The organism is Candidatus Pseudothioglobus sp. Uisw_016 (assembly GCF_048087635.1).
In the GTDB taxonomy this organism is placed as follows: domain Bacteria; phylum Pseudomonadota; class Gammaproteobacteria; order PS1; family Pseudothioglobaceae; genus Pseudothioglobus.
Map to the genome: position 1 here is coordinate 1,521,557 of NZ_CP159806.1, position 19,201 is coordinate 1,540,757.

The following is a 19,201-nucleotide window of genomic DNA, read 5'->3' on the forward strand; positions in this document are numbered from 1 at the left end:
AAATAATATGAATAACAGATAAAATTATGGATACTATTGACATTAAATTACTAGAGCTTCTCCAGCATAATGCAGAACTAACCATTCAGGAGCTTTCAAAGGAAGTTCACTTATCAACCACTCCATGCTGGAAAAGAATTAATCAATTAAAAAATAATGGTTACATTAATAAAACAGTCTCACTGGTTGATCGAAAAAGAGTTGGCGCCAACGTAACTGCAATGGTTTCTATCAAAGTCAACAACCACAATCAAGAAAGAATTAGTATTTTCTCCAAAACCATTCAAGATATACCTGAAGTTATAGAGTGCTATCGGATGAGTGGTGAGACAGATTATCTTCTTAAAGTTGTGGTAAGCGACATTGAGAGTTATGACGCATTCTATAAAAATTTAATTGAAAAAGTTCAATTTCTTAAAGTTACTTCAAATTTTGCAATCGAAGAAATTAAAAGCACTACTGAAATACCATTAACTAAGCTTGGACAGTAACCAAAAAAAATTGATTAGAGGACTATAACTTTCAGCAGTCCAATAATACAAACTATCATAAGCACACCACCCATCCAGCGCTTAAATTTTGCATCACTTTTAATCATTCTTTCATGCATTCTAAGTCCAATAAAATGACCTAGAGCAGCTGCTGGAATTAGCATTAAAGAAAAACGCCAATCTATATATACGCCAACAGCCATGAAGGCCGCCATCTTTATTGAAACTAGGAAAAACCATAAAACAAACAAGGTATTTCTTAGTTTCTTCAAATCTATATGGTTCATATAAACTGCAACTAGAAGGACTCCTCCCATTAAGGAAGTACCAGATAAATAACCACCAAAAAATAAAAGTAAATTATTTATCCAAGTCTTTTTAGAAATTATTTGACTATTATTTATCCAAGTTAATGAATAAAGAATTGTAATTAAATACACAATTACAGTCATTACATTTGGTGCAAGACTTAAAAGTCCTATCACACCAATAATTTTTGCTGGAAGTATCCATGGCAGAGATTTCTTCAGATAGTGCCAGTCAACCTGTCTTAAGGAATTTGAAAGAGTGATGCTAGAAAAAAATAATAAGTGAATTCCAATTATTGGCAGCCAATCTATTGGAGAGCCTCCAATAAGCATTAAAATTGGGAGGCCTAGAACAGCACCTCCAAAACCAAGACCGGTCCTAACAAACCCAATCCAAGTAAATACTATGGCAATCATTAATAACTCTAAGGGTGAAAAGATCATTAATTTAAGCAGGAGTTAATAGAAGAAAATAATTGTAATTACAAAGTAATTACATAGATTTAATTACGTCTGCTAAGTAATTTGCGGATTCAGTTGCTAACTCTATATCATTGCACTCAACCATCACTCGAACTAACGCCTCTGTCCCTGATTTTCTGATAAGAATTCGCCCCTCATCTGATAACTTAGACTCGGTTAGGCTTATTGCATCATCTAGATTAGAATTATTTTTTAAATTTATATCATTTTCAATTTTAATATTTACAAGAACTTGAGGATATTTTGTCATCTTGCTCTTGAGATCATAAAGATTTTTTTGTGACTTGGAAATGACCTCTAATATCTGTAAAGCTGCTATTATTGCATCACCTGACGTAGACTTATTAAGACAAATAATATGTCCAGAGCCTTCACCGCCAAGAATAGCATCATTATTTATTAACTCGTCCATGACATGCCTGTCACCAACATCTGCCTCAATAAATGTAAGTCCAAGCTCTCCAAGAGCTTTTCTCATCCCTAGATTAGTCATCTTTGTCCCAACAACTGTATCAGATTTAAGCTCACCATTGTTTTTCCAGGCATTTGCAATGATATAAACAAGTTCATCACCATCAACTTTCTCACCTAAGTGATCAACCATTATTAACCTATCGCCATCACCATCAAAAGCAATTCCAAGATCGGCATTTTGCTTTAAAACTTCTTGTTGGAGCTGATTTGTATCTGTTGCTCCACAGTTTCGATTAATGTTGTAACCATCTGGATTGTTATTAATCATTATAGTTGAGGCGCCTAATTCTTTAAAAACATCTTCGGCAATATGATACGTTGCGCCGTTGGCACAATCAATTATAATTTTTAAATGTGATAAATCACATTTTTTATCAAATGTTGATTTACAAAACTCAATATATCTACCTAGTGCTTGTCCGTATCTCTTTGCTTTCCCAATTGATGCAGAATCTACACTAATCATGGGTTTCGCAATTTTCTCTTCGATTGCTTTTTGCACTTCGTTACTGAACTTTAAGCCTTTACGTGAGAAGAATTTAACGCCATTATCTTGGTATGGATTATGTGATGCACTTATGACAACACCTGCGGACGCTCCAAACGCCTGAGTCAGGTATGCAATTGCTGGAGAAGGCATTGGCCCAAGCATACCCACATTGACTCCTGCTGATAAAAAGCCAGCTTCAAGTGCAGATTCAAATAAATAGCCTGAAACCCTTGTATCTTTTCCAATAATTACACTTGCAGCACCGCCTTCAGTTTCACGCAAAACCGAGCCTACAGCCCAGCCAACTTTTAACAAAAAATCTGCAGTTATAGGGGCTACTCCGACCTCTCCTCTAATTCCATCAGTACCAAAAAAATTATTCAAAACTACTCCTTAAAATTTTGTATTTGTTCCCAGACTGTGAGCGCATCCTTTGTCTCTGAAACATCATGAACTCTAATAATATCCGCACCATTCTCAGCTGCAATTAACGCAGCAGTGACGCTTCCAATGAGTCGCGAGTCAACATCTTTATCTCCTAATAAGGATCCAATCATTGATTTCCTTGAGAGTCCAGCTAGAATTGAAACTCCAAAATCATGAAACTCAGAAAGGTTCTTTAGTAAGGCTATATTATGACCTAAGTTCTTACCAAAGCCAAACCCTGGATCAATGGTGATAGAACCTAGCTGAATTCCTGCGTTTTCACATGCCGCGATTCGTTCGTGAAAGAATTGTTTAACATCATCGACAACATTATCATATGATGGGTTGGCTTGCATAGTCCTAGGAGTGCCCTGCATATGCATTAGACAGACATCAGCACCCAACTCAGACGCCATCTCGAGAGCACCATCCGCCCTCAATGCATTAACATCATTAATGATTCTTGCTCCTGCAGAAAAAGCCTCCTTCATAACAATAGGTTTAGAGGTATCAATTGATATTGGCACATCTATAGTGCCACTCAAAGCTTCAATTACAGGCATAACCCGCTTTAATTCATCTTCAGAAGAAACTGCAGGCGCGCCTGGTCTCGTTGACTCACCACCAATGTCAATAATTCCTGCGCCTTCTTCAACCATTAATTGGGCCTGAGTAACGGCGCTAACTGAATCTAAGAACAAGCCTCCATCAGAAAAAGAGTCCGGTGTAATATTCAAAACGCCCATGATGATTGGTTGATTTACCATCATCACAACCTTCAATTATGCAAACTGCTCAGTACTTCCGTCGGCTTCTGGCTTCTTATCTGAAGATGGTTTTGCGCTCTCAGTTTCTCCACTTCCAGTTCCAAGCTCTGATGAAGCCTCCTCTGAATCTACTACTTCGGCGGGCTCTCGCATTGGAATTCTCGCCATTAAGTCATCAATCTGATTCCTATCAATTGTCTCAAATTCAACAAGGGCTGCAGCCATTGCATCCAGTATATCTCTGTTATCTTCAAGAATTTTGTAGGCTAAAGAGTAATTACTATCTATTATTTTTCGTATCTCACTATCTACCTTAGTAAAAGTTTCATCTGAAATATGCTTATGTTTTGTGACTTGGCGCCCCAAAAATACTTCACCCTCCTCTTCTCCATAAGACATTGGTCCCATGACGCTTGACATGCCCCATAACTTTACCATTTTATGAGCAATTTCAGTCGCACGCTCAATATCGTTACTAGCACCTGTAGTTACAGCATCTTCCCCAAAAACTATCTCTTCTGCAATACGCCCACCAAACAATGATGCAACTTGGCAATTAAGCTTTCTTTTTGAAATACTATAACTATCCTTTTCCGGAAGGAACATAGTTACACCTAAAGCTCTACCTCTAGGAATAATACTTACTTTATAAACTGGATCATGCTCAGGAACTAGCCTTCCAACAATCGCGTGGCCAGCCTCATGAAAAGCTGTCATTTCCTTTTCAGAATCATCCATGACCATACCTTTGCGCTCTGAACCCATCATAATCTTGTCTTTTGCTTTTTCAAACTCACCCATTCCTACTAATTCCTTACTCAGGCCTGCAGTAATTAATGCAGCCTCATTTGTCAAATTAGCTAAATCAGCGCCCGAAAATCCAGGGGTTCCTCTTGCAATGTCCAGTGATTTGACATTTTTTGCAATTGGTAATTTCCTCATGTGAACTTTTAAAATAGCATCACGACCATTAATATCAGGCAATCCAACAGTCACTGTTCGGTCAAACCTTCCTGGTCTTAATAAAGCTGGGTCTAAAACATCAGGCCTATTAGTTGCCGCAACAACAATAATACCTTCTGACCCCTCAAAACCATCCATCTCAACCAACATTTGGTTTAGCGTTTGTTCACGCTCATCGTGACCTCCACCCATTCCTGCGCCACGTTGACGACCTACTGCATCAATTTCATCAATAAAGATGATGCAAGGTGCATTTTTCTTGGCTTGTTCAAACATATCTCGAACTCTAGAGGCTCCAACACCGACAAACATTTCCACAAAATCAGAACCAGAAATGAAAAAGAAAGGAACATCAGCCTCACCAGCAACGGCTTTAGCTAATAATGTTTTACCGGTTCCTGGAGGGCCAACCATAAGAACGCCCTTAGGGATTCTTCCACCAACCTTAGTAAATTTGCCAGGATCAGAAAGAAAATCAACAAGCTCACTAACCTCTTCTTTAGCCTCTTCAACGCCAGCAACATCCTCAAAGGTGACATGAGATTCATCTTTTGTAATTAGGCGTGCCTTAGATTTTCCAAATGACATAGGGTTGTTTTTTCCACCCATAGCACCGCCTGCGCCCTTCATTGTGTAAATAATGACACCAATTAGTAATAGTATTGGTGCGAGTGAAATGAGTAGTTGCTTGATAAAGCTTTCTCTTGCAGGAGGCGTAGCTTGAACTGAAACGCCATTATTTAGTAGGTCACCCATTAGTCCAAGATCCCCTGGACTATAAGTATCAAATTTCTCCCCAATTGCTGTAACACCACTAATATTGCTACCAGCTATCTTGACACTAGAAACGTTGCCTTGCTTAACATTTTGGATAAATTGAGAATAACTTATCTCATTTGTTTCATCCGCAATATTAAACTGACCAAAAAGAGAGGCAAGTACACTGCCTAGGACCAACCATAGTAAAATATTTTTATACATATTATTAACTTTAACCTGAATTAGAAATGTAAATATACCCTATTGATTTTCTATATATAGGTTTTGATAGCATTTTTCAAGGTTTAATCAATATATTTTATAACTATGACATAATGATAATCTGTAGGTTAAAACTTAATTAGTTGCATTATTTCTTACCCTGTTTTCTTAAAAAGCATGAACATTAAACCCGAACAACTCCAAAATCACCTCTCAAACCACCCTGCAGGGCTTTATTTTGCTTTTGGTGCTGAAATACTTCTGGTTGAGCAATCTCTAACGACTATAAAAAATAATGCTAAAGGGCGGGGATTTAATGAGCGCTTTAGATTTGATATTGACGGTAATTTTGCTTGGGATGCTATCTTTAATTTGATTTCTAGCCCTTCACTTTTTGCAGACAAGCGGATCATCGAGTGTCGACTTACAACAGGAAAGATTGGAGTTAAAGGCTCTAAAGCACTTTTTGAACTTACCGATAACCTTCCAGAAGATATTATGCTAATCATCTCTTCTGGAAAACTAGATCTGGCGCAACAAAAAAGTAAATGGTTTAAAGCTCTCGATAAAAAAGGGGTTATTATTCAGCATTGGGAGGTTCAAAGCGACCAACTTGTTGGCTGGATTGTTAAGCATATGTCCCAGCTTGGCCTTAGCTCAAGCAATGAAATTGCAAATGCGATAGCTTACTGCACTGAAGGAAATCTACTTGCTACTATGCAGGAGATACAAAAGCTTCAAATTGCATATCCAGATGGAAATATAAATCTAGATGAGTATTTAAGTCAAATTGATCAGCAATCTCAGTACACAGTTTTCGGAATGATTGATGCAGCAATCAAAGGTGACACGGAAAAAGTAAATAAAATTTTCAACTCGCTGGTTGATGATTCAACGCCACCAGTCATTTTAATTTCATCGCTCTACCGTGAAATAAAAAGCTTAGTTATAATGTCAATCGAACTTAAAACCAATCAAACAATCGATACAATTCTTAATAACCATAGGGTCTGGCAGAAAAGAAAGCCATTGATATCAATTGCCCTTAAAAAGCATAGTTATCAGCAGCTACAAAAACTTCTTTTAGCACTCGGGCGTATTGACCGCTCTGTCAAAGGCATGGATAATCTTAACGTTTACGATGAACTACAATCCGTAGTCATTACTTTATCGGGGAAAAATAGTGGGCTCAATAGCTGAATTAATATCTAACATAGGTCAAAAAGCCTTAATTGCTTCCAACACTCTGCGCATCGCCAATACAGATACAAAAAATAACGCATTACTTAATATTGCTTCTGCAATTCAAGAGAATAAGCAAACTATTCTTGATGCAAATTCTTTAGATATAGAGATTGCCAAAAAAAATAATATTGACTCAGCGCTTTTGGATAGGCTAATGCTTAACGATGATAGGCTTGAAAGCGTTGTGGAAGGTCTCAATCAAATCGTCTTATTGAACGACCCTATTGGTGAGGTTTCTGATTTAAAGACTAGGCCTAGTGGAATTAAAATTGGAAAGATGATGGTGCCTCTTGGCGTTATAGGAATGATCTATGAGTCACGCCCTAACGTCACTATTGACGCAGCCGCTCTTTGTATTAAATCTGGAAATGCAGTCATTCTAAGAGGTGGCTCTGAGGCAATCAACTCGAACATGGCTTTTTACAATTGCATTAAACAAGGACTAAAGCAAGCTGGCCTCAACCCACACTCTGTCCAGCTCATCGAATTCACTGATCGCGAGGCAGTTACTGAGCTCGTTAAAGCCAGCGACTATGTTGATGCTATTATTCCAAGGGGCGGTAAGGGGCTTATAAAAAATGTCAGTACTAATGCTAGAGTCCCAGTTATTAAGCACCTTGATGGCGTTTGTCACACCTATCTAGATATTGATGCTAACCCGCAAAAAGGAATTGACATTGCATTCAATGGAAAAACTCGTCGGTATGGAGTTTGCAATGCAACTGAGACACTTCTTGTGCATGAGGGATTTGATACAAAAGCACTATCAAAACTCATAGGGCTCTATAACAAAAAAGATGTTGAAATACGTGGATGCGAAAAATCACAAAAACTCTTCAGTGTCATCAAAAAAGCCTCGGAAGATGACTGGTATGAGGAGTATCTTGGCCCAATCCTCTCAATGAAAATTGTTGAATCGGTTGATGAGGCTATTTCTCACATTAATAAATATGGCTCAGCTCATACCGATGCGATCGTAACTGACAATGACGCAAATTCAAAAAAATTCCTCTCTGAAGTTGACTCATCCTCTGTCATGGTGAATGCATCAACTGGTTTTGCTGATGGTTTTGAATATGGACTAGGCGCAGAAATTGGAATAAGTACTGGTAAATTTCATGTCAGAGGTCCAGTCGGACTTGAAGGCCTGACATCACAAAAATATATCGTCATAGGTGACGGACAAATAAGGCCATAGAGAGCATATACAATGACAATTAAAGAAACGCTAGCGATTATTCAACGAGGAACTGATGAAATTCTGCCCTTAGATGAGCTAAAGCAAAAACTTGAAAAAAATAAACCATTAAGAGTTAAGCTAGGAATGGACCCAACAGCTCCAGACCTTCATCTTGGTCACACAGTTGTCATTAACAAGATGAAACAACTTCAAGACCTTGGTCATGAAATTATTTTCTTAATTGGTGACTTTACTGGCATGATTGGAGATCCAACCGGCAAAAACGTCACTCGGAAGGCGCTAACTAAAAGTGAAGTTTTAGAAAATGCTAAAAGTTATGAGGATCAAGTTTTTAAGATTCTTGATAAGGATAAAACAAAGATAGCGTTTAATTCTGAATGGATGGGTAAGATGAGTTCATCAGAAATGATTTCTCTTGCATCAAAACATACTGTTGCTAGGATGCTTGAGCGTGATGACTTTTCCAAACGTTATAAATCAGGTCAACCAATTTCAATACATGAGTTTTTATATCCGCTAGTTCAAGGATTTGATTCTGTTGCACTTCAGGCTGACATTGAGCTTGGGGGCTCTGATCAAAAATTTAATCTACTAGTTGGTAGAGACCTTCAAAAGCAAGCAAATATGGAGCCTCAGGTTATTCTTACTATGCCAATACTAGAGGGCCTTGACGGCGTTCAAAAGATGAGCAAGTCACTTGACAACTATATTGGTATTGACGAACCCGCAGACAGCATGTTTGGCAAATTGATGTCGATTTCAGATGAGCTTATGTGGAAATATCTCGAGCTTTTAAGCTTTGAGTCAATGGAAACAATCGAATCCTGGAAACAAGAGGTTGTGGAGGGAGAAAATCCAAGAAACATTAAGTTTCGCCTTGCTCAAGAAATTATTACGCGATTTCATGATAGTGATCAAGCTAAAAAAGCACAGCACAACTTTATCGACCGATTTGCAAAGAACCAAATTCCAGATGAGATGGATGAGTTCACTTTCTCACAAGGAACTAAGATTGCAAACCTACTTAAAGACTCTAACCTTGTATCGTCAACATCCGAAGCATTTCGAATGATTAAACAGGGTGCTGCAAAAATGGATGGTGAGAAGATAACTGACAGGGATTTAACGCCCTTTGCTGGAACATCAATCTACCAAGTAGGTAAAAGAAAGTTTGCTAGAGTTACAATTAGCTAATTAACATTAATCAAGAGTATAATAGAGGTATCTGGGGATGACATGGCTTCGACGAGGAGTTGGATTTCAAGGATGCATGTCGAGGACAAAGATTGCTCGTAAAAACGTTCTTTAAATAATAGTTGCAAACGAAAACAACTACGCTTTAGCAGCATAATGCTAACCGTTACTTGAGAGTCGTCTGTACTTTTGGGATAACGGTCGCTTACAGACTCGCCACTATTATTATTTTAGGATAATAGGGTTAAAACCTAATCTAAAATCGCTTTCTACATCCCTGTTGGTCGGGTGGTAAAAAGTTAACTCAATAGGCCTTTACTAAGCATGTAGACTTCTTGACTGAAAGTTTTCGGACGGGGGTTCAATTCCCCCCATCTCCACCAAATCTATTATCTTTGTGGGCTTTTAGCCTTTAAAATCTTAATAAATATTAAAATAATATAGAATCAAATATGCTTTTTAACTCGTACGGGTTTATCTTTGTTTTTTTGCCCATTACTTTTTTTGTATATTTCTACCTTAATCAAAAAAAACTAACGGAGCTTTCAAAGGTCTTTTTAGTATTTAGTAGCTTATTCTTTTATAGTTGGTGGAACATTACCTACCTGCCTATCCTTATTGCATCAATGACATTTAATTATGCTTTTGGAAGAAGTCTTCATAAATCTGTTACTAATAACAACAATAGTTTTGCAAAAAAATCAATTTTAATTATTGGGATCATTCTTAATTTATTTCTACTTGGTTATTTTAAGTATGCCGACTTCTTTATCGAGAATATTAATATTGCTTTTAATTTTAATGCAGAACCCACAAACTTATTACTTCCATTAGCAATTTCATTCTTTACTTTTCAACAAATAGCTTATTTAGTTGATAGTTACAAAAAGGAAACTAACGAATATAGCTTCTTAAATTACGCACTATTTGTATCGTTCTTTCCACAGTTAATTGCTGGCCCTATTGTCCATCATAAAGAAATGATGCCACAATTTATGAATGTAAGCAATAAGGTTAAAAACTATCGAAACATTGCTATGGGGCTATTCATATTTTCAATTGGCTTATTCAAGAAAGTTGTAATTGCTGATACTTTTGCAGTTTGGGCAACTCAAGGTTTTGATGTGGCATCAACTCTGAATTTATTTGAAGCATGGGCAACATCTCTTTCATATACATTTCAACTGTATTTTGATTTTAGTGGGTATACAGATATGGCAATCGGATTAGCTTTATTATTTAATATTAGACTTCCAATTAACTTTAATAGTCCATATAAAGCTACAAATATCCAGGACTTTTGGAGACGCTGGCATATAACTCTTAGTAGATTCTTAAGAGATTATGTATATATTCCTCTTGGTGGCAATAAAAAGGGAGAGTGGAGAACATACACTAATCTTATGGCAACATTTTTATTAGGAGGGCTTTGGCATGGAGCAGGCTGGACTTTTGTATTCTGGGGGTTCTTGCATGGGTTGGCGGTTATGGTCCAAAGATTATGGAGTAAATTCGGAGTCAAGCTTTGGACTTGGCTAGCTTGGTTGATTACTTTTAACTTTGTCAATATTGCATGGATTTTTTTTAGAGCCAAAGAGTGGGAAGATGCAGTTAAGGTTTTAGGCTCTATGTTTAGTTTAGATAACATTTTTATAAAAAAGAAATTTTCAGATAAGTTAAGTTATTTATCTGAATACAATATTAAATTTGGTGAGGTCATGAAAATGACACATGATGGCTCAGATATTATTAATTGGTTAATTTTTAGCTTCATACTTATATTAGTTTGTAAAAATTCGATCGAAAGAATAGCTAAATTTAAAATTAATTCTAAGACTGTTTCATTAGCTGGAATTTCTTTTATATTAGGAATTTTATCCTTAAATAAAGTATCTGAATTTATATATTTTAACTTTTAAAAAGGCTAATTTTGAGCAGCAAAAGATGGATAAAAATTTGGTTTATTATTATTATTACAATTCCTATTGTAGGCATATTTAATTATTTCATTGACCCTTATGGATTAAATTCTAGTCAAAATAAATTTTACTTATCTCTCACAAATGTAAGTAAACCGAATATCTTAAAATTAAAAATAAATTTAAAAGCAGATTATTATCTGATTGGTAGTTCCCGCCTAATGAGAGTAAACCCAACAGTAATTGAAAACTATTTGTTAGATAAAAAAGTATTTAATATTGGCATTTCAGCCGCAACATTTGATGAAAATTTAATGCTAGCTAAACAAGTTATTAGCAATAACTCAAACTTTATCTTTGGCTTTGATGCCTTCACTTTAAATAAAAATAGATTAAATAATATTGATCTTTTAAATAGGCAAAAAAAATACAAAGAAGCATTAACTAGTAAAACAATCATCTCAGAATATTTTTCACTTGATTTCTTAATAACAAGTATTGAAGATTTGCATAAAAGAATTTCAGGTGAAAAACTTGATCAGTTTTTCACATCTGAAAATAATAAAGAAGTAAGGACTTCGATTGATGGTGTAGAAAAATTTCTTAAAAATATTGGTAAAGATGGGGTAGCAAATTTTAATAATTTTGAAATAGTTGCTGAAAGTGACATCATTCAGCTTGCTAAAACTGCTTCAGAAGATGATATTTTTATTATCTATCCCAAACATTATTATCATTATGTTGTAAATCAAAAGTATCAAAATATTGAAGATAAATATTTTAGAGCGATAAAGCTACTAGTAAATAATACAAATGCAAAAGTATGGAGCTTCTATCAAATAAATGAAATCACTAGGAATGAAAAAAACTTTGATGAGAATGGTTGGCACTTTAAACCAAAAATTGCAAATATGATTTTTAATAGAATTTATGGAGATGATAAGACAACAATTAGTCCTAAAAATTTTGGTATTTTATTAACTAAGGATAATGTCCAAAAAAATCTTAGTAGGATAAGTAATAAAGTTAAGAGTTATCAATGAATCTAACTAAATAGGTATGAGAGGCTTTTAGTTAATCATCTACTTTATATAAAACACTAAAGGAATAGTTGAGGGTTCAATTCCCCCCATCTCCACCAAACATTATATCTACTTGGACTAAAGTCGAAACTTCGCTTTTGTTTTCATTGATTCCCTAATAGTAAAACTCTATTGTTGAGACTGAAACATCAGATGTGAAATTACGGCCATATGCTGCAATAGCAACGCTTCTTATATTTTTAGCATCTAACTTTGAAGTATTGTAACGCTTACGTTCGAATGTATTAAAAGGCAAGTCAATTATTTTCCAATCAGAATTCGCTTGGAAGGTTGCAGAATAAAAGTCTCCATAATAAGCCATATCATTAGTAATTATATGGATATCATAAGTTTCACCATTACCTCTTACGTTGAGACGTACGCCCTGAAGATTTTTGCCATCTTTTTCAGAATTTGCAAATGAAATTCCGGTGCGTAATTGAATAACGCCACCATAATTCCTTGTACTTACATTACCTGTAAGTCTTGCATAATACTTTTCTCCATCTTGCTCAAGAGTAACTTTACCAACAGAAACACCACCCATTACTTGATCACTAATGTATTGCCAGTACTTTCCACTATCTGAATTAAATGGATATGAAAGGTCTTCAACAGCCATCGCTTTTGAGTTAATGGTAAACATAAAAATTAAGGATAAAAAATAACTTATTTTTGAAATTTTTAAAGAATTTTTAAACATATCAGATAATAGTTAGAATGCTAGGCTAATAACTTTGACAATGAATCCACCAACAACTTTGCATTGTCCTGGGTAAAGACCAAAGGAGGTTTAATTTTAATAACATTATTATGTGGCCCATCAGTACTGAGAAGTATACCAAGTTCTTTCATTTTATCAGTAATCAACTTTGCCTTTTCTGTTGCCGGCTTCAGCGTTTTTCTGTCTTCAACCAATTCGATTCCAATAAATAATCCAGCGCCTCGAACATCACCAATCAATGAAAATTTATCTTTTAATAAAGACAACTCTGAAAACAAATAATTTCCTACATTTAGGGCATTCTGCTGCAACCCCTCCTGTTCGATTACATTAAGAACAGAGAGTCCAATTGCACAAGAAACTGGGTTGCCACCAAAGGAATTGAAATACTCCATGCCATTATTAAAGACGCTTGCTATTTTAGCTGTGGTTACAACAGCTGCTATAGGGTGCCCGTTTCCCAGCGGTTTGCCAATTGTGACGATGTCTGGGATGACTTCTTGTGTCTCAAACCCCCAATAGGCAGAGCCCACTCTGCCCAAACCCACCTGAACCTCATCACTGATACAAACTCCAGAGGATGCCCTTATCCATTTATATGACTCCGCTAAAAAATCATTTGGTAAAGGGATTTGCCCACCACAACCTAATATCGATTCAGCTATAAAGGTTGAACCCTCACCCTGCTTATTAATTGCCTCCTGAACAGCATGGGCATATTGTTTTCCCGCCGTTTTTGGGTTATTAAATTCACCCCTGAATAAGTCTGGCATCGGAACAACTTCAACATGTTTTGGCTTTCCCTGCCCACCCTTACTATTAAATTTATAAGGACTGATATTGATTAGAGAGTCGGTGTTTCCATGGTAGGCGTTATCTAGGACAATTGCGCTATCACTGCCGGTATATGCTCTGGCCATTCTCAAAGCCAGCTCGTTCGCCTCACTACCCGAATTTACAAAATAACAAATGGACAAGGGTTTGGGTAAATTACTGCAAAGCTTCTCAGCCAACTCAACAATATTATCATGCAGGTAGCGAGTGTTAGTATTTAATAGTTGATTCTGCTGGTGAGCCGCTTGTATAACTGCTGGATGGCAATGCCCAACATGACTGATATTATTAACACAATCTAAATACTCCTTGCCTTTTTCATCATACAAATATTGACCCTTCCCCCTGAGTATTTTTAGTGGCTCTGAATAAGCCAGAGAGAGTGATGGACCCAGGTGTTTTTTTCTTAACTTCAATGTATTTTTTTTGGATTTCACTTTTTAATATATTTTAAAATTACTTAATTCTTTATCAGCAAAATTTTTCAAAAATGTCCATGCGTATGGCTCAGTAACAGAAATATACTTGTTTTCAGGAAATAGTTTTTTTCGGTAGTTTGCTGTTACCACAGTAAAACACGCGCGTACACAAACAAGATGAATGAGCGACTCAATTTCTTCGTCTCGTAATGGATAAACTGATTGAAATCCGTGCACAACTGACTTGATCTTTATCTCAGGCTCTGCTTCTTCTAGAATAAGATAAGTGATGGCAACCGCTAATTCGCTTGCTAAAAAAGTATGCGCCATATCACCAAAATCAATAACGCCAGATATGTGGCCATTATCATTTAGAAGTACATTGTGATCATTGCCATCATTATGAATATACTGGGTGCGTAAATATTTTTCATTCGGCACAATGTTTAACTGATAATTTGCAATAAAATGACGTACTACAGCTTTATCAGACTCACTCTCAATATAGTCTAAATGACTTTTCAAAAAGTCAATATTTCTAACATCCCATATCCATTTACGCTTTAAATCGGGATAACCAAACTCTCGAAAAGCAACGTCTAACTTACCCATAAATGCGCCAAATTCTTCCAATAAGAAAGACTCAGGACTCTCAATGTCCTTTATAAAGTGTCCTGCTAAAAAAGATTGTAAGCGAATAAAACAGCCATTATGCCGAATAATAAATTTACCGCCTACAGTCTGAATCGTACTTGGTACTTGTATGGACGAATCAAAGTTGGCGATATGCTTCAAACTAGCGACCTGTAAATTAATAAGCTCAACATGCTCCGCCGGATTTGAAATCTTTAATACAAATTCCTTGCCGTCTTCACGTTTCAAATAAAAATTCTGATCTCGCTCACTATCCAAGACTTTAACTGAGACTTCAAAACCGTATAAAGTTTTTGCTATTTGGCGGGCTTCAGACGGGCTAAATCTTGATGGGGGCGAGGATATAACAGACATAAGTATTAAGTTACCAAAAAAAGTAAAACCAGTAAAGCTGAATAAAAGCTGACAATTGTATCAAACTCTAGCCATGGGCTTTATTTTTTTATAGTGCATAAAAATAGAGTCAATACTCTAAAGATTATTTTGTGTAATATAATTCTAATATGAGATTTGCACTTTTAAATAATGAACGTATTGAATCAACTAAAGGAGTCAAAGGTTTCTGCTCTTATTGTGGCTCTGAACTAATTGCAAAATGGAGTGAGATGAAATGATTAAAAAATATAACAAGGAGATGAGATTCTTCACTTCTAAGGCAATTGCTCATAGCACAATAGTAGAACTAAAAAACGAACTAGAGACAGTTAAACATACTGTGGATTATTGGTTTGGTATGTTTAAGAACAGGGCGTTTGGTGAGATTAAAGATGGCAATCTTTCTTATGCACAGTGGAAAGATATCTATATTAAGAATGGTTGGCTAGAAGTGCCAGAGTACAGATGTTTTTGTAACCCAAAAGGTGTAACTAATTCTGATGATTGGGCGGCCTATGAACTGGATAAATCATATCTAAATATTTGGAAGAAATGGTATCAGTACCACGAGAGATGGAAGTTCAGAATAGCCAAACTAGAAAGTGAGAGGTTTGATATTCGCAGAATTGAAGAACTAACTGATATAACAATTAATGAATGTCTATTAGCCATTCTGGGACTGAGTCCTTCTATTATTGGTAAGACAGGATTTGAAAAGTTAATATAATATTAATGAAAACATCCAAACAACAACGCATAGCTATCATTGGAGGAGGGGCAAGTGGAATTTTTGCTGCGCTTCGCTGCGCTGAAGTTGCAAAAGGAAAAAAAATTAATATTGATATCCGAGTATTTGAAACTACAAAAAGATTTTTAAAGAAAGTTAGAGTTTCTGGTGGTGGTCGTTGCAATGTAACCCACCATATATTTGAAGTTAACAATTTTTGCTTAAACTATCCTCGAGGCAGAAAAGAACTTCTCTCTCCTTTTCAAAATTTTCAAGCAGCTAACACCGTTGAGTGGTTTGAAGAAAGAGGAGTTAAACTTAAACATGAAGGTGATGGTCGCATGTTTCCAATAAGTGATAGTTCAGAAACTATTATTGATTGCTTTATGCAAGAAGCTAGAAAATATAAAATTAAATTATTGACCAAGATGGATGTTAAAAGTTTAAAGAAGCTAGATGATGGCAAAATATTCTTATTCATCAATGATGATGAGTCATTCATTGCTGATTCTGTATTAATTGCTACTGGTAGTATGCCAAATGGTTATAAACTAGCCAGGAATCTTGGCCACTCGACCACAGAAATAGCACCTTCACTTTTTACTTTTAAAATTGAAGATGTAATCTTAGAAAACTTAGCAGGAATTTCTTTTTCTCAAGCCACCTTGACTCTTAAAATTGATGGTGCAAAACCTTTTACACAAAAAGGGCCACTTTTAATTACTCACTGGGGATTAAGTGGCCCAGCTCTCCTAAAGCTTTCAGCATGGGCTGCTCGTGAAATGATGCATACTAACTATAAAGCAAAAATAACAGTGAATTGGCTTGGTATTGAAAATCTAAATGATGGTGAAAAACTTCTAAGCACTATTAAGGTGAAGAATACAAAGACCTCAGTTGGCAAAGCCTACCCAAATGAATTAACTAAACGATTTTGGCTTCAACTTCTGGTTAAGTGTGAAATTTTAAAAGAAAAAAACTGGTCAGAAATAAGTAAAAAAGAATTAAAGCTTATTATGAAAAATTTATTTATCTGTGAACTTGATGTAATTGGAAAGAGTCGGTTTAAAGAAGAATTTGTTGAATGTGGAGGAATAAACCTAAAAGAGATTAGCTTTAAAACTATGGAGAGTAAAATCTGTCCAGGGCTTTATTTTTCAGGTGAAGTGATGGATATTGATGGAATCACTGGGGGTTTCAATTTTCAAAGTGCATGGACTTCTGGATGGATTGCTGGGAACAATTTGCCCCTGAAAAAGTGACTTAGAAAAAACTCTTATAATAAATTAAATCAAATAATATTTACCAAATCAGTGCCTAATCAAATTTAATGTTAAAATTAACCAATTATTCAAACAGATAAAATCATGAGCGCAGAATCAACAAAAACTCGTTCAGTTCGCACCTCGGAATTTATTAATACTTTTTTTAGCGGAACTGTTATTGACATTGGCGCCGGAAATGACCCTGTAGTTAAACATGCTGAAGTATTCGATTTGCTTCATGGTGATGCACAATTCATACTAAATTATAGAGAAAAGGAATCATACGACTGTGTTAATAGTTCACATTGCTTAGAACACATGCATGATGTTCCAGCTGCTTTTGCACAATGGTGGGGCCTTGTAAAGCCTGGTGGATTTATGGTCACAGTAGTTCCTCATGAAGATCTATATGAACAAGGGGTTTGGCCATCTATATTCAATAGCGACCACAAAGCTACCTTTAGGATTAATAATGCAAATACTTGGTCGCCAACATCATATGACATTACCAGCCTTATTGTATCTCTTCCTAATGCTATTTTAATATCTACCGAAATACAAGATAAAAATTATGATCATGCTTTACAAGGGAAAAAACTTGGTAAATTTTCATTAAAGATATACAAGTGGGCGAGAACCAATAATAGAGCCAAAAAATTTATCTCAAATATTTTTTATAGTTTTTTGTATAAAAACTTTTGGATAAAGAGTAACAATACTTCAGGTAAACCAGTAGATCAAACCCTTGGTAATGCACTTGCACAGATACAAGTAGTATTACAAAAGGCTACTTAAATAAAAACTATTTTATTTCAGATATAAAAGACTTAGCACATTCACTTATAATTTCTGAAAGAAGTAAACAATCCTCAAGAGAAAAAGTTAAAGGTAGTCTTAAATCAAAAAGACTAGAAAGAATCTTATCTGACACCTCAAGACTTTGCTGCTCCAAGTATCGCCAACTCCTATGATTACTAGTGAAGCCATTTGGATCATCACCTCCAAACCACTTGATTTCAACACCATGCTTTTTATTTACTTCTAAAAAGGCCTTAGCATCATCATTAGTGATGCCTGGTATTCTAAATTGAATTGAACTCCCTACATAACTTTCCTCAATAGAGCGCTCAGGAAGCTCAATACCAGTAACCTTTTTAAGTTTTTTCTCGACTAATTGATAACGCTCATTCCAGCGCTTAATATTTTTTTCAAGAGACTTTAACTGAGGTCTCAGAATTGATGCTCTTAGGTTATCCATTCGCCCCGAGTAGTTTGGAGTTTGAAGGCGAATATCTGAAAACACTTCTTTATCAGGTGCAGCGCCATGTCTCTCATAGAGCATATAAGACCCTGAAAGGATAATAGCGCGCGCCATAAACTCTGCATCATTCGAAGTCAGTAACCCTCCTTCACCAGAATTCAAATGCTTATAAGTTTGAGTGCTAAAACAACCTGCTAGTCCAAAATTACCACTCCTTTTATCACCCCATTTTGCGCCCATGGTATGTGCGCAATCTTCAATTAAAATCAAGCCGTTATCTTCAACAATTTGCATCAATTTATTCATATCAACTAGATGCCCCCTCATATGAGATATGAGTAAAAAGCGAGCCTTACTTAATATAGCTTTCCTTGAAAGGTCCTCTAAATCAAGAACAAGATTTTCATTGATCTCTATGAAAATAGGCTCACCACCTGCATTAGAAATTGAGCCTGGAACTGGCGCAAGGGTATACATATTAGTCAAAACTTTTTCACCAGCCTTAAGTCCCGCAGCCTTAAGAGAGACGCTCATTGCATAGCCACCAGATGCACAGGCAAGACAGTAACGACTTCCTTGAAAATTAGCAAAGTCTTGCTCTAATAGTGATGCTTCAGAAAACTCCTCACCAATTGAGTTGTATCGATGAAGCCTTCCAGACTTCAGAACCTCCACAGCGGCATCAATCGCCTCTTGACTAATAGGTTCTTGTTGAGTGAAGGGCCTTGAAAATACTTTTGAAGTCATTATTGCTAGTAGCCATTTGAATATTAAATAAGAAATCAAATAATATACAAAATCCTCGTCTTAAAGATAATATTTTTTAATACTTCACTAAAATAGTAGCCAAACAAACCTTATAATTTGCTATATGAAGAACACGCCCCCAGTCGTAATTGTTGCCATTATTGTTGCCAT

The 19,201-nt window shown here is 35.8% G+C and carries 17 protein-coding genes and 1 other RNA gene; 10 read left to right on the top strand and 8 right to left on the bottom strand.

Annotated elements, in window-relative coordinates; translation table 11 throughout:
- The first annotated feature begins 26 nt into the window (after positions 1 to 26).
- The gene (locus ABXT69_RS07770; RefSeq protein ID WP_271537553.1) at positions 27 to 491 is read left to right on the top strand and encodes an Lrp/AsnC family transcriptional regulator; all 465 of its coding nucleotides are present in this window, start codon (positions 27 to 29) and stop codon (positions 489 to 491) included.
- A gap of 14 nt (positions 492 to 505) precedes the next feature.
- Here the strand turns inward: ABXT69_RS07770 and ABXT69_RS07775 are convergent, their stop codons facing one another.
- Genes ABXT69_RS07775 through ftsH form a run of 4 tightly spaced genes read right to left on the bottom strand, consistent with a single transcriptional unit; the run spans position 506 to position 5,383 of the window.
- The gene (locus ABXT69_RS07775; RefSeq protein ID WP_416677768.1) at positions 506 to 1,243 is read right to left on the bottom strand and encodes a sulfite exporter TauE/SafE family protein; all 738 of its coding nucleotides are present in this window, start codon (positions 1,241 to 1,243) and stop codon (positions 506 to 508) included.
- Positions 1,244 to 1,292: 49 nt separating this feature from the next.
- Positions 1,293 to 2,630, bottom strand: coding sequence for a phosphoglucosamine mutase (gene glmM, locus ABXT69_RS07780; protein WP_416677769.1), 1,338 nt, complete (start codon positions 2,628 to 2,630; stop codon positions 1,293 to 1,295).
- A 2-nt stretch (positions 2,631 to 2,632) separates the two neighbouring features.
- Positions 2,633 to 3,442: a dihydropteroate synthase gene (gene folP / locus ABXT69_RS07785; RefSeq protein WP_416677771.1), complete on the bottom strand. Its 810-nt coding sequence runs from the start codon at positions 3,440 to 3,442 to the stop codon at positions 2,633 to 2,635.
- A 12-nt stretch (positions 3,443 to 3,454) separates the two neighbouring features.
- The gene (gene ftsH / locus ABXT69_RS07790; protein ID WP_416677773.1) at positions 3,455 to 5,383 is read right to left on the bottom strand and encodes an ATP-dependent zinc metalloprotease FtsH; all 1,929 of its coding nucleotides are present in this window, start codon (positions 5,381 to 5,383) and stop codon (positions 3,455 to 3,457) included.
- 177 nt (positions 5,384 to 5,560) lie between these two features.
- Between ftsH and holA the strand changes: the two genes are divergently transcribed.
- The 6 genes from holA (at position 5,561) to ABXT69_RS07820 (ending at position 11,985) form a co-directional block, all read left to right on the top strand.
- On the top strand, positions 5,561 to 6,583 hold the full coding sequence (gene holA, locus ABXT69_RS07795) for a DNA polymerase III subunit delta (protein WP_416677774.1): 1,023 nt from the start codon (positions 5,561 to 5,563) through the stop codon (positions 6,581 to 6,583).
- A complete protein-coding gene (locus ABXT69_RS07800; RefSeq protein ID WP_416677775.1) occupies positions 6,567 to 7,826 on the top strand; it encodes a glutamate-5-semialdehyde dehydrogenase in 1,260 nt (419 codons plus the stop codon). The genes holA and ABXT69_RS07800 overlap by 17 nt, the downstream gene beginning before the upstream one ends.
- Positions 7,827 to 7,838: 12 nt before the next feature.
- Positions 7,839 to 9,023: a tyrosine--tRNA ligase gene (gene tyrS / locus ABXT69_RS07805; protein WP_416677776.1), complete on the top strand. Its 1,185-nt coding sequence runs from the start codon at positions 7,839 to 7,841 to the stop codon at positions 9,021 to 9,023.
- Positions 9,024 to 9,056: 33 nt separating this feature from the next.
- Positions 9,057 to 9,406: a transfer-messenger RNA gene (ssrA, locus tag ABXT69_RS07810) on the top strand.
- Positions 9,407 to 9,475: 69 nt separating this feature from the next.
- A complete protein-coding gene (locus ABXT69_RS07815) occupies positions 9,476 to 10,942 on the top strand; it encodes an MBOAT family O-acyltransferase (RefSeq protein ID WP_416677777.1) in 1,467 nt (488 codons plus the stop codon).
- A gap of 11 nt (positions 10,943 to 10,953) precedes the next feature.
- A complete protein-coding gene (locus tag ABXT69_RS07820) occupies positions 10,954 to 11,985 on the top strand; it encodes a hypothetical protein (RefSeq protein WP_416677778.1) in 1,032 nt (343 codons plus the stop codon).
- Positions 11,986 to 12,139: 154 nt separating this feature from the next.
- Here the strand turns inward: ABXT69_RS07820 and ABXT69_RS07825 are convergent, their stop codons facing one another.
- Genes ABXT69_RS07825 through ABXT69_RS07835 form a run of 3 tightly spaced genes read right to left on the bottom strand, consistent with a single transcriptional unit; the run spans position 12,140 to position 15,009 of the window.
- Positions 12,140 to 12,727, bottom strand: coding sequence for a CIA30 family protein (locus ABXT69_RS07825; RefSeq protein WP_416677780.1), 588 nt, complete (start codon positions 12,725 to 12,727; stop codon positions 12,140 to 12,142).
- Between the two features lie 20 nt (positions 12,728 to 12,747).
- Positions 12,748 to 14,019 (bottom strand): aminotransferase class III-fold pyridoxal phosphate-dependent enzyme, encoded by a 1,272-nt coding sequence (locus tag ABXT69_RS07830; RefSeq protein WP_416677782.1) that lies wholly within the window; start codon positions 14,017 to 14,019, stop codon positions 12,748 to 12,750.
- A 3-nt stretch (positions 14,020 to 14,022) separates the two neighbouring features.
- Positions 14,023 to 15,009 (bottom strand): phosphotransferase, encoded by a 987-nt coding sequence (locus ABXT69_RS07835; protein WP_416677784.1) that lies wholly within the window; start codon positions 15,007 to 15,009, stop codon positions 14,023 to 14,025.
- Positions 15,010 to 15,265: 256 nt separating this feature from the next.
- On the opposite strand from ABXT69_RS07835, the gene ABXT69_RS07840 reads away from it, so the two are divergent.
- The 3 genes from ABXT69_RS07840 to ABXT69_RS07850 all read left to right on the top strand — a co-directional run bounded on the left by ABXT69_RS07840 (position 15,266) and on the right by ABXT69_RS07850 (position 17,817).
- Positions 15,266 to 15,757 (top strand): hypothetical protein, encoded by a 492-nt coding sequence (locus tag ABXT69_RS07840; protein WP_416677785.1) that lies wholly within the window; start codon positions 15,266 to 15,268, stop codon positions 15,755 to 15,757.
- A gap of 5 nt (positions 15,758 to 15,762) precedes the next feature.
- On the top strand, positions 15,763 to 17,019 hold the full coding sequence (locus ABXT69_RS07845) for an NAD(P)/FAD-dependent oxidoreductase (RefSeq protein ID WP_416677786.1): 1,257 nt from the start codon (positions 15,763 to 15,765) through the stop codon (positions 17,017 to 17,019).
- A 105-nt stretch (positions 17,020 to 17,124) separates the two neighbouring features.
- On the top strand, positions 17,125 to 17,817 hold the full coding sequence (locus tag ABXT69_RS07850; RefSeq protein ID WP_416677788.1) for a methyltransferase domain-containing protein: 693 nt from the start codon (positions 17,125 to 17,127) through the stop codon (positions 17,815 to 17,817).
- 7 nt (positions 17,818 to 17,824) lie between these two features.
- Here ABXT69_RS07850 and ABXT69_RS07855 read toward each other — a convergent pair whose 3' ends face one another.
- On the bottom strand, positions 17,825 to 19,030 hold the full coding sequence (locus tag ABXT69_RS07855; RefSeq protein ID WP_416677789.1) for a DegT/DnrJ/EryC1/StrS family aminotransferase: 1,206 nt from the start codon (positions 19,028 to 19,030) through the stop codon (positions 17,825 to 17,827).
- Positions 19,031 to 19,201: the final 171 nt, after the last annotated feature.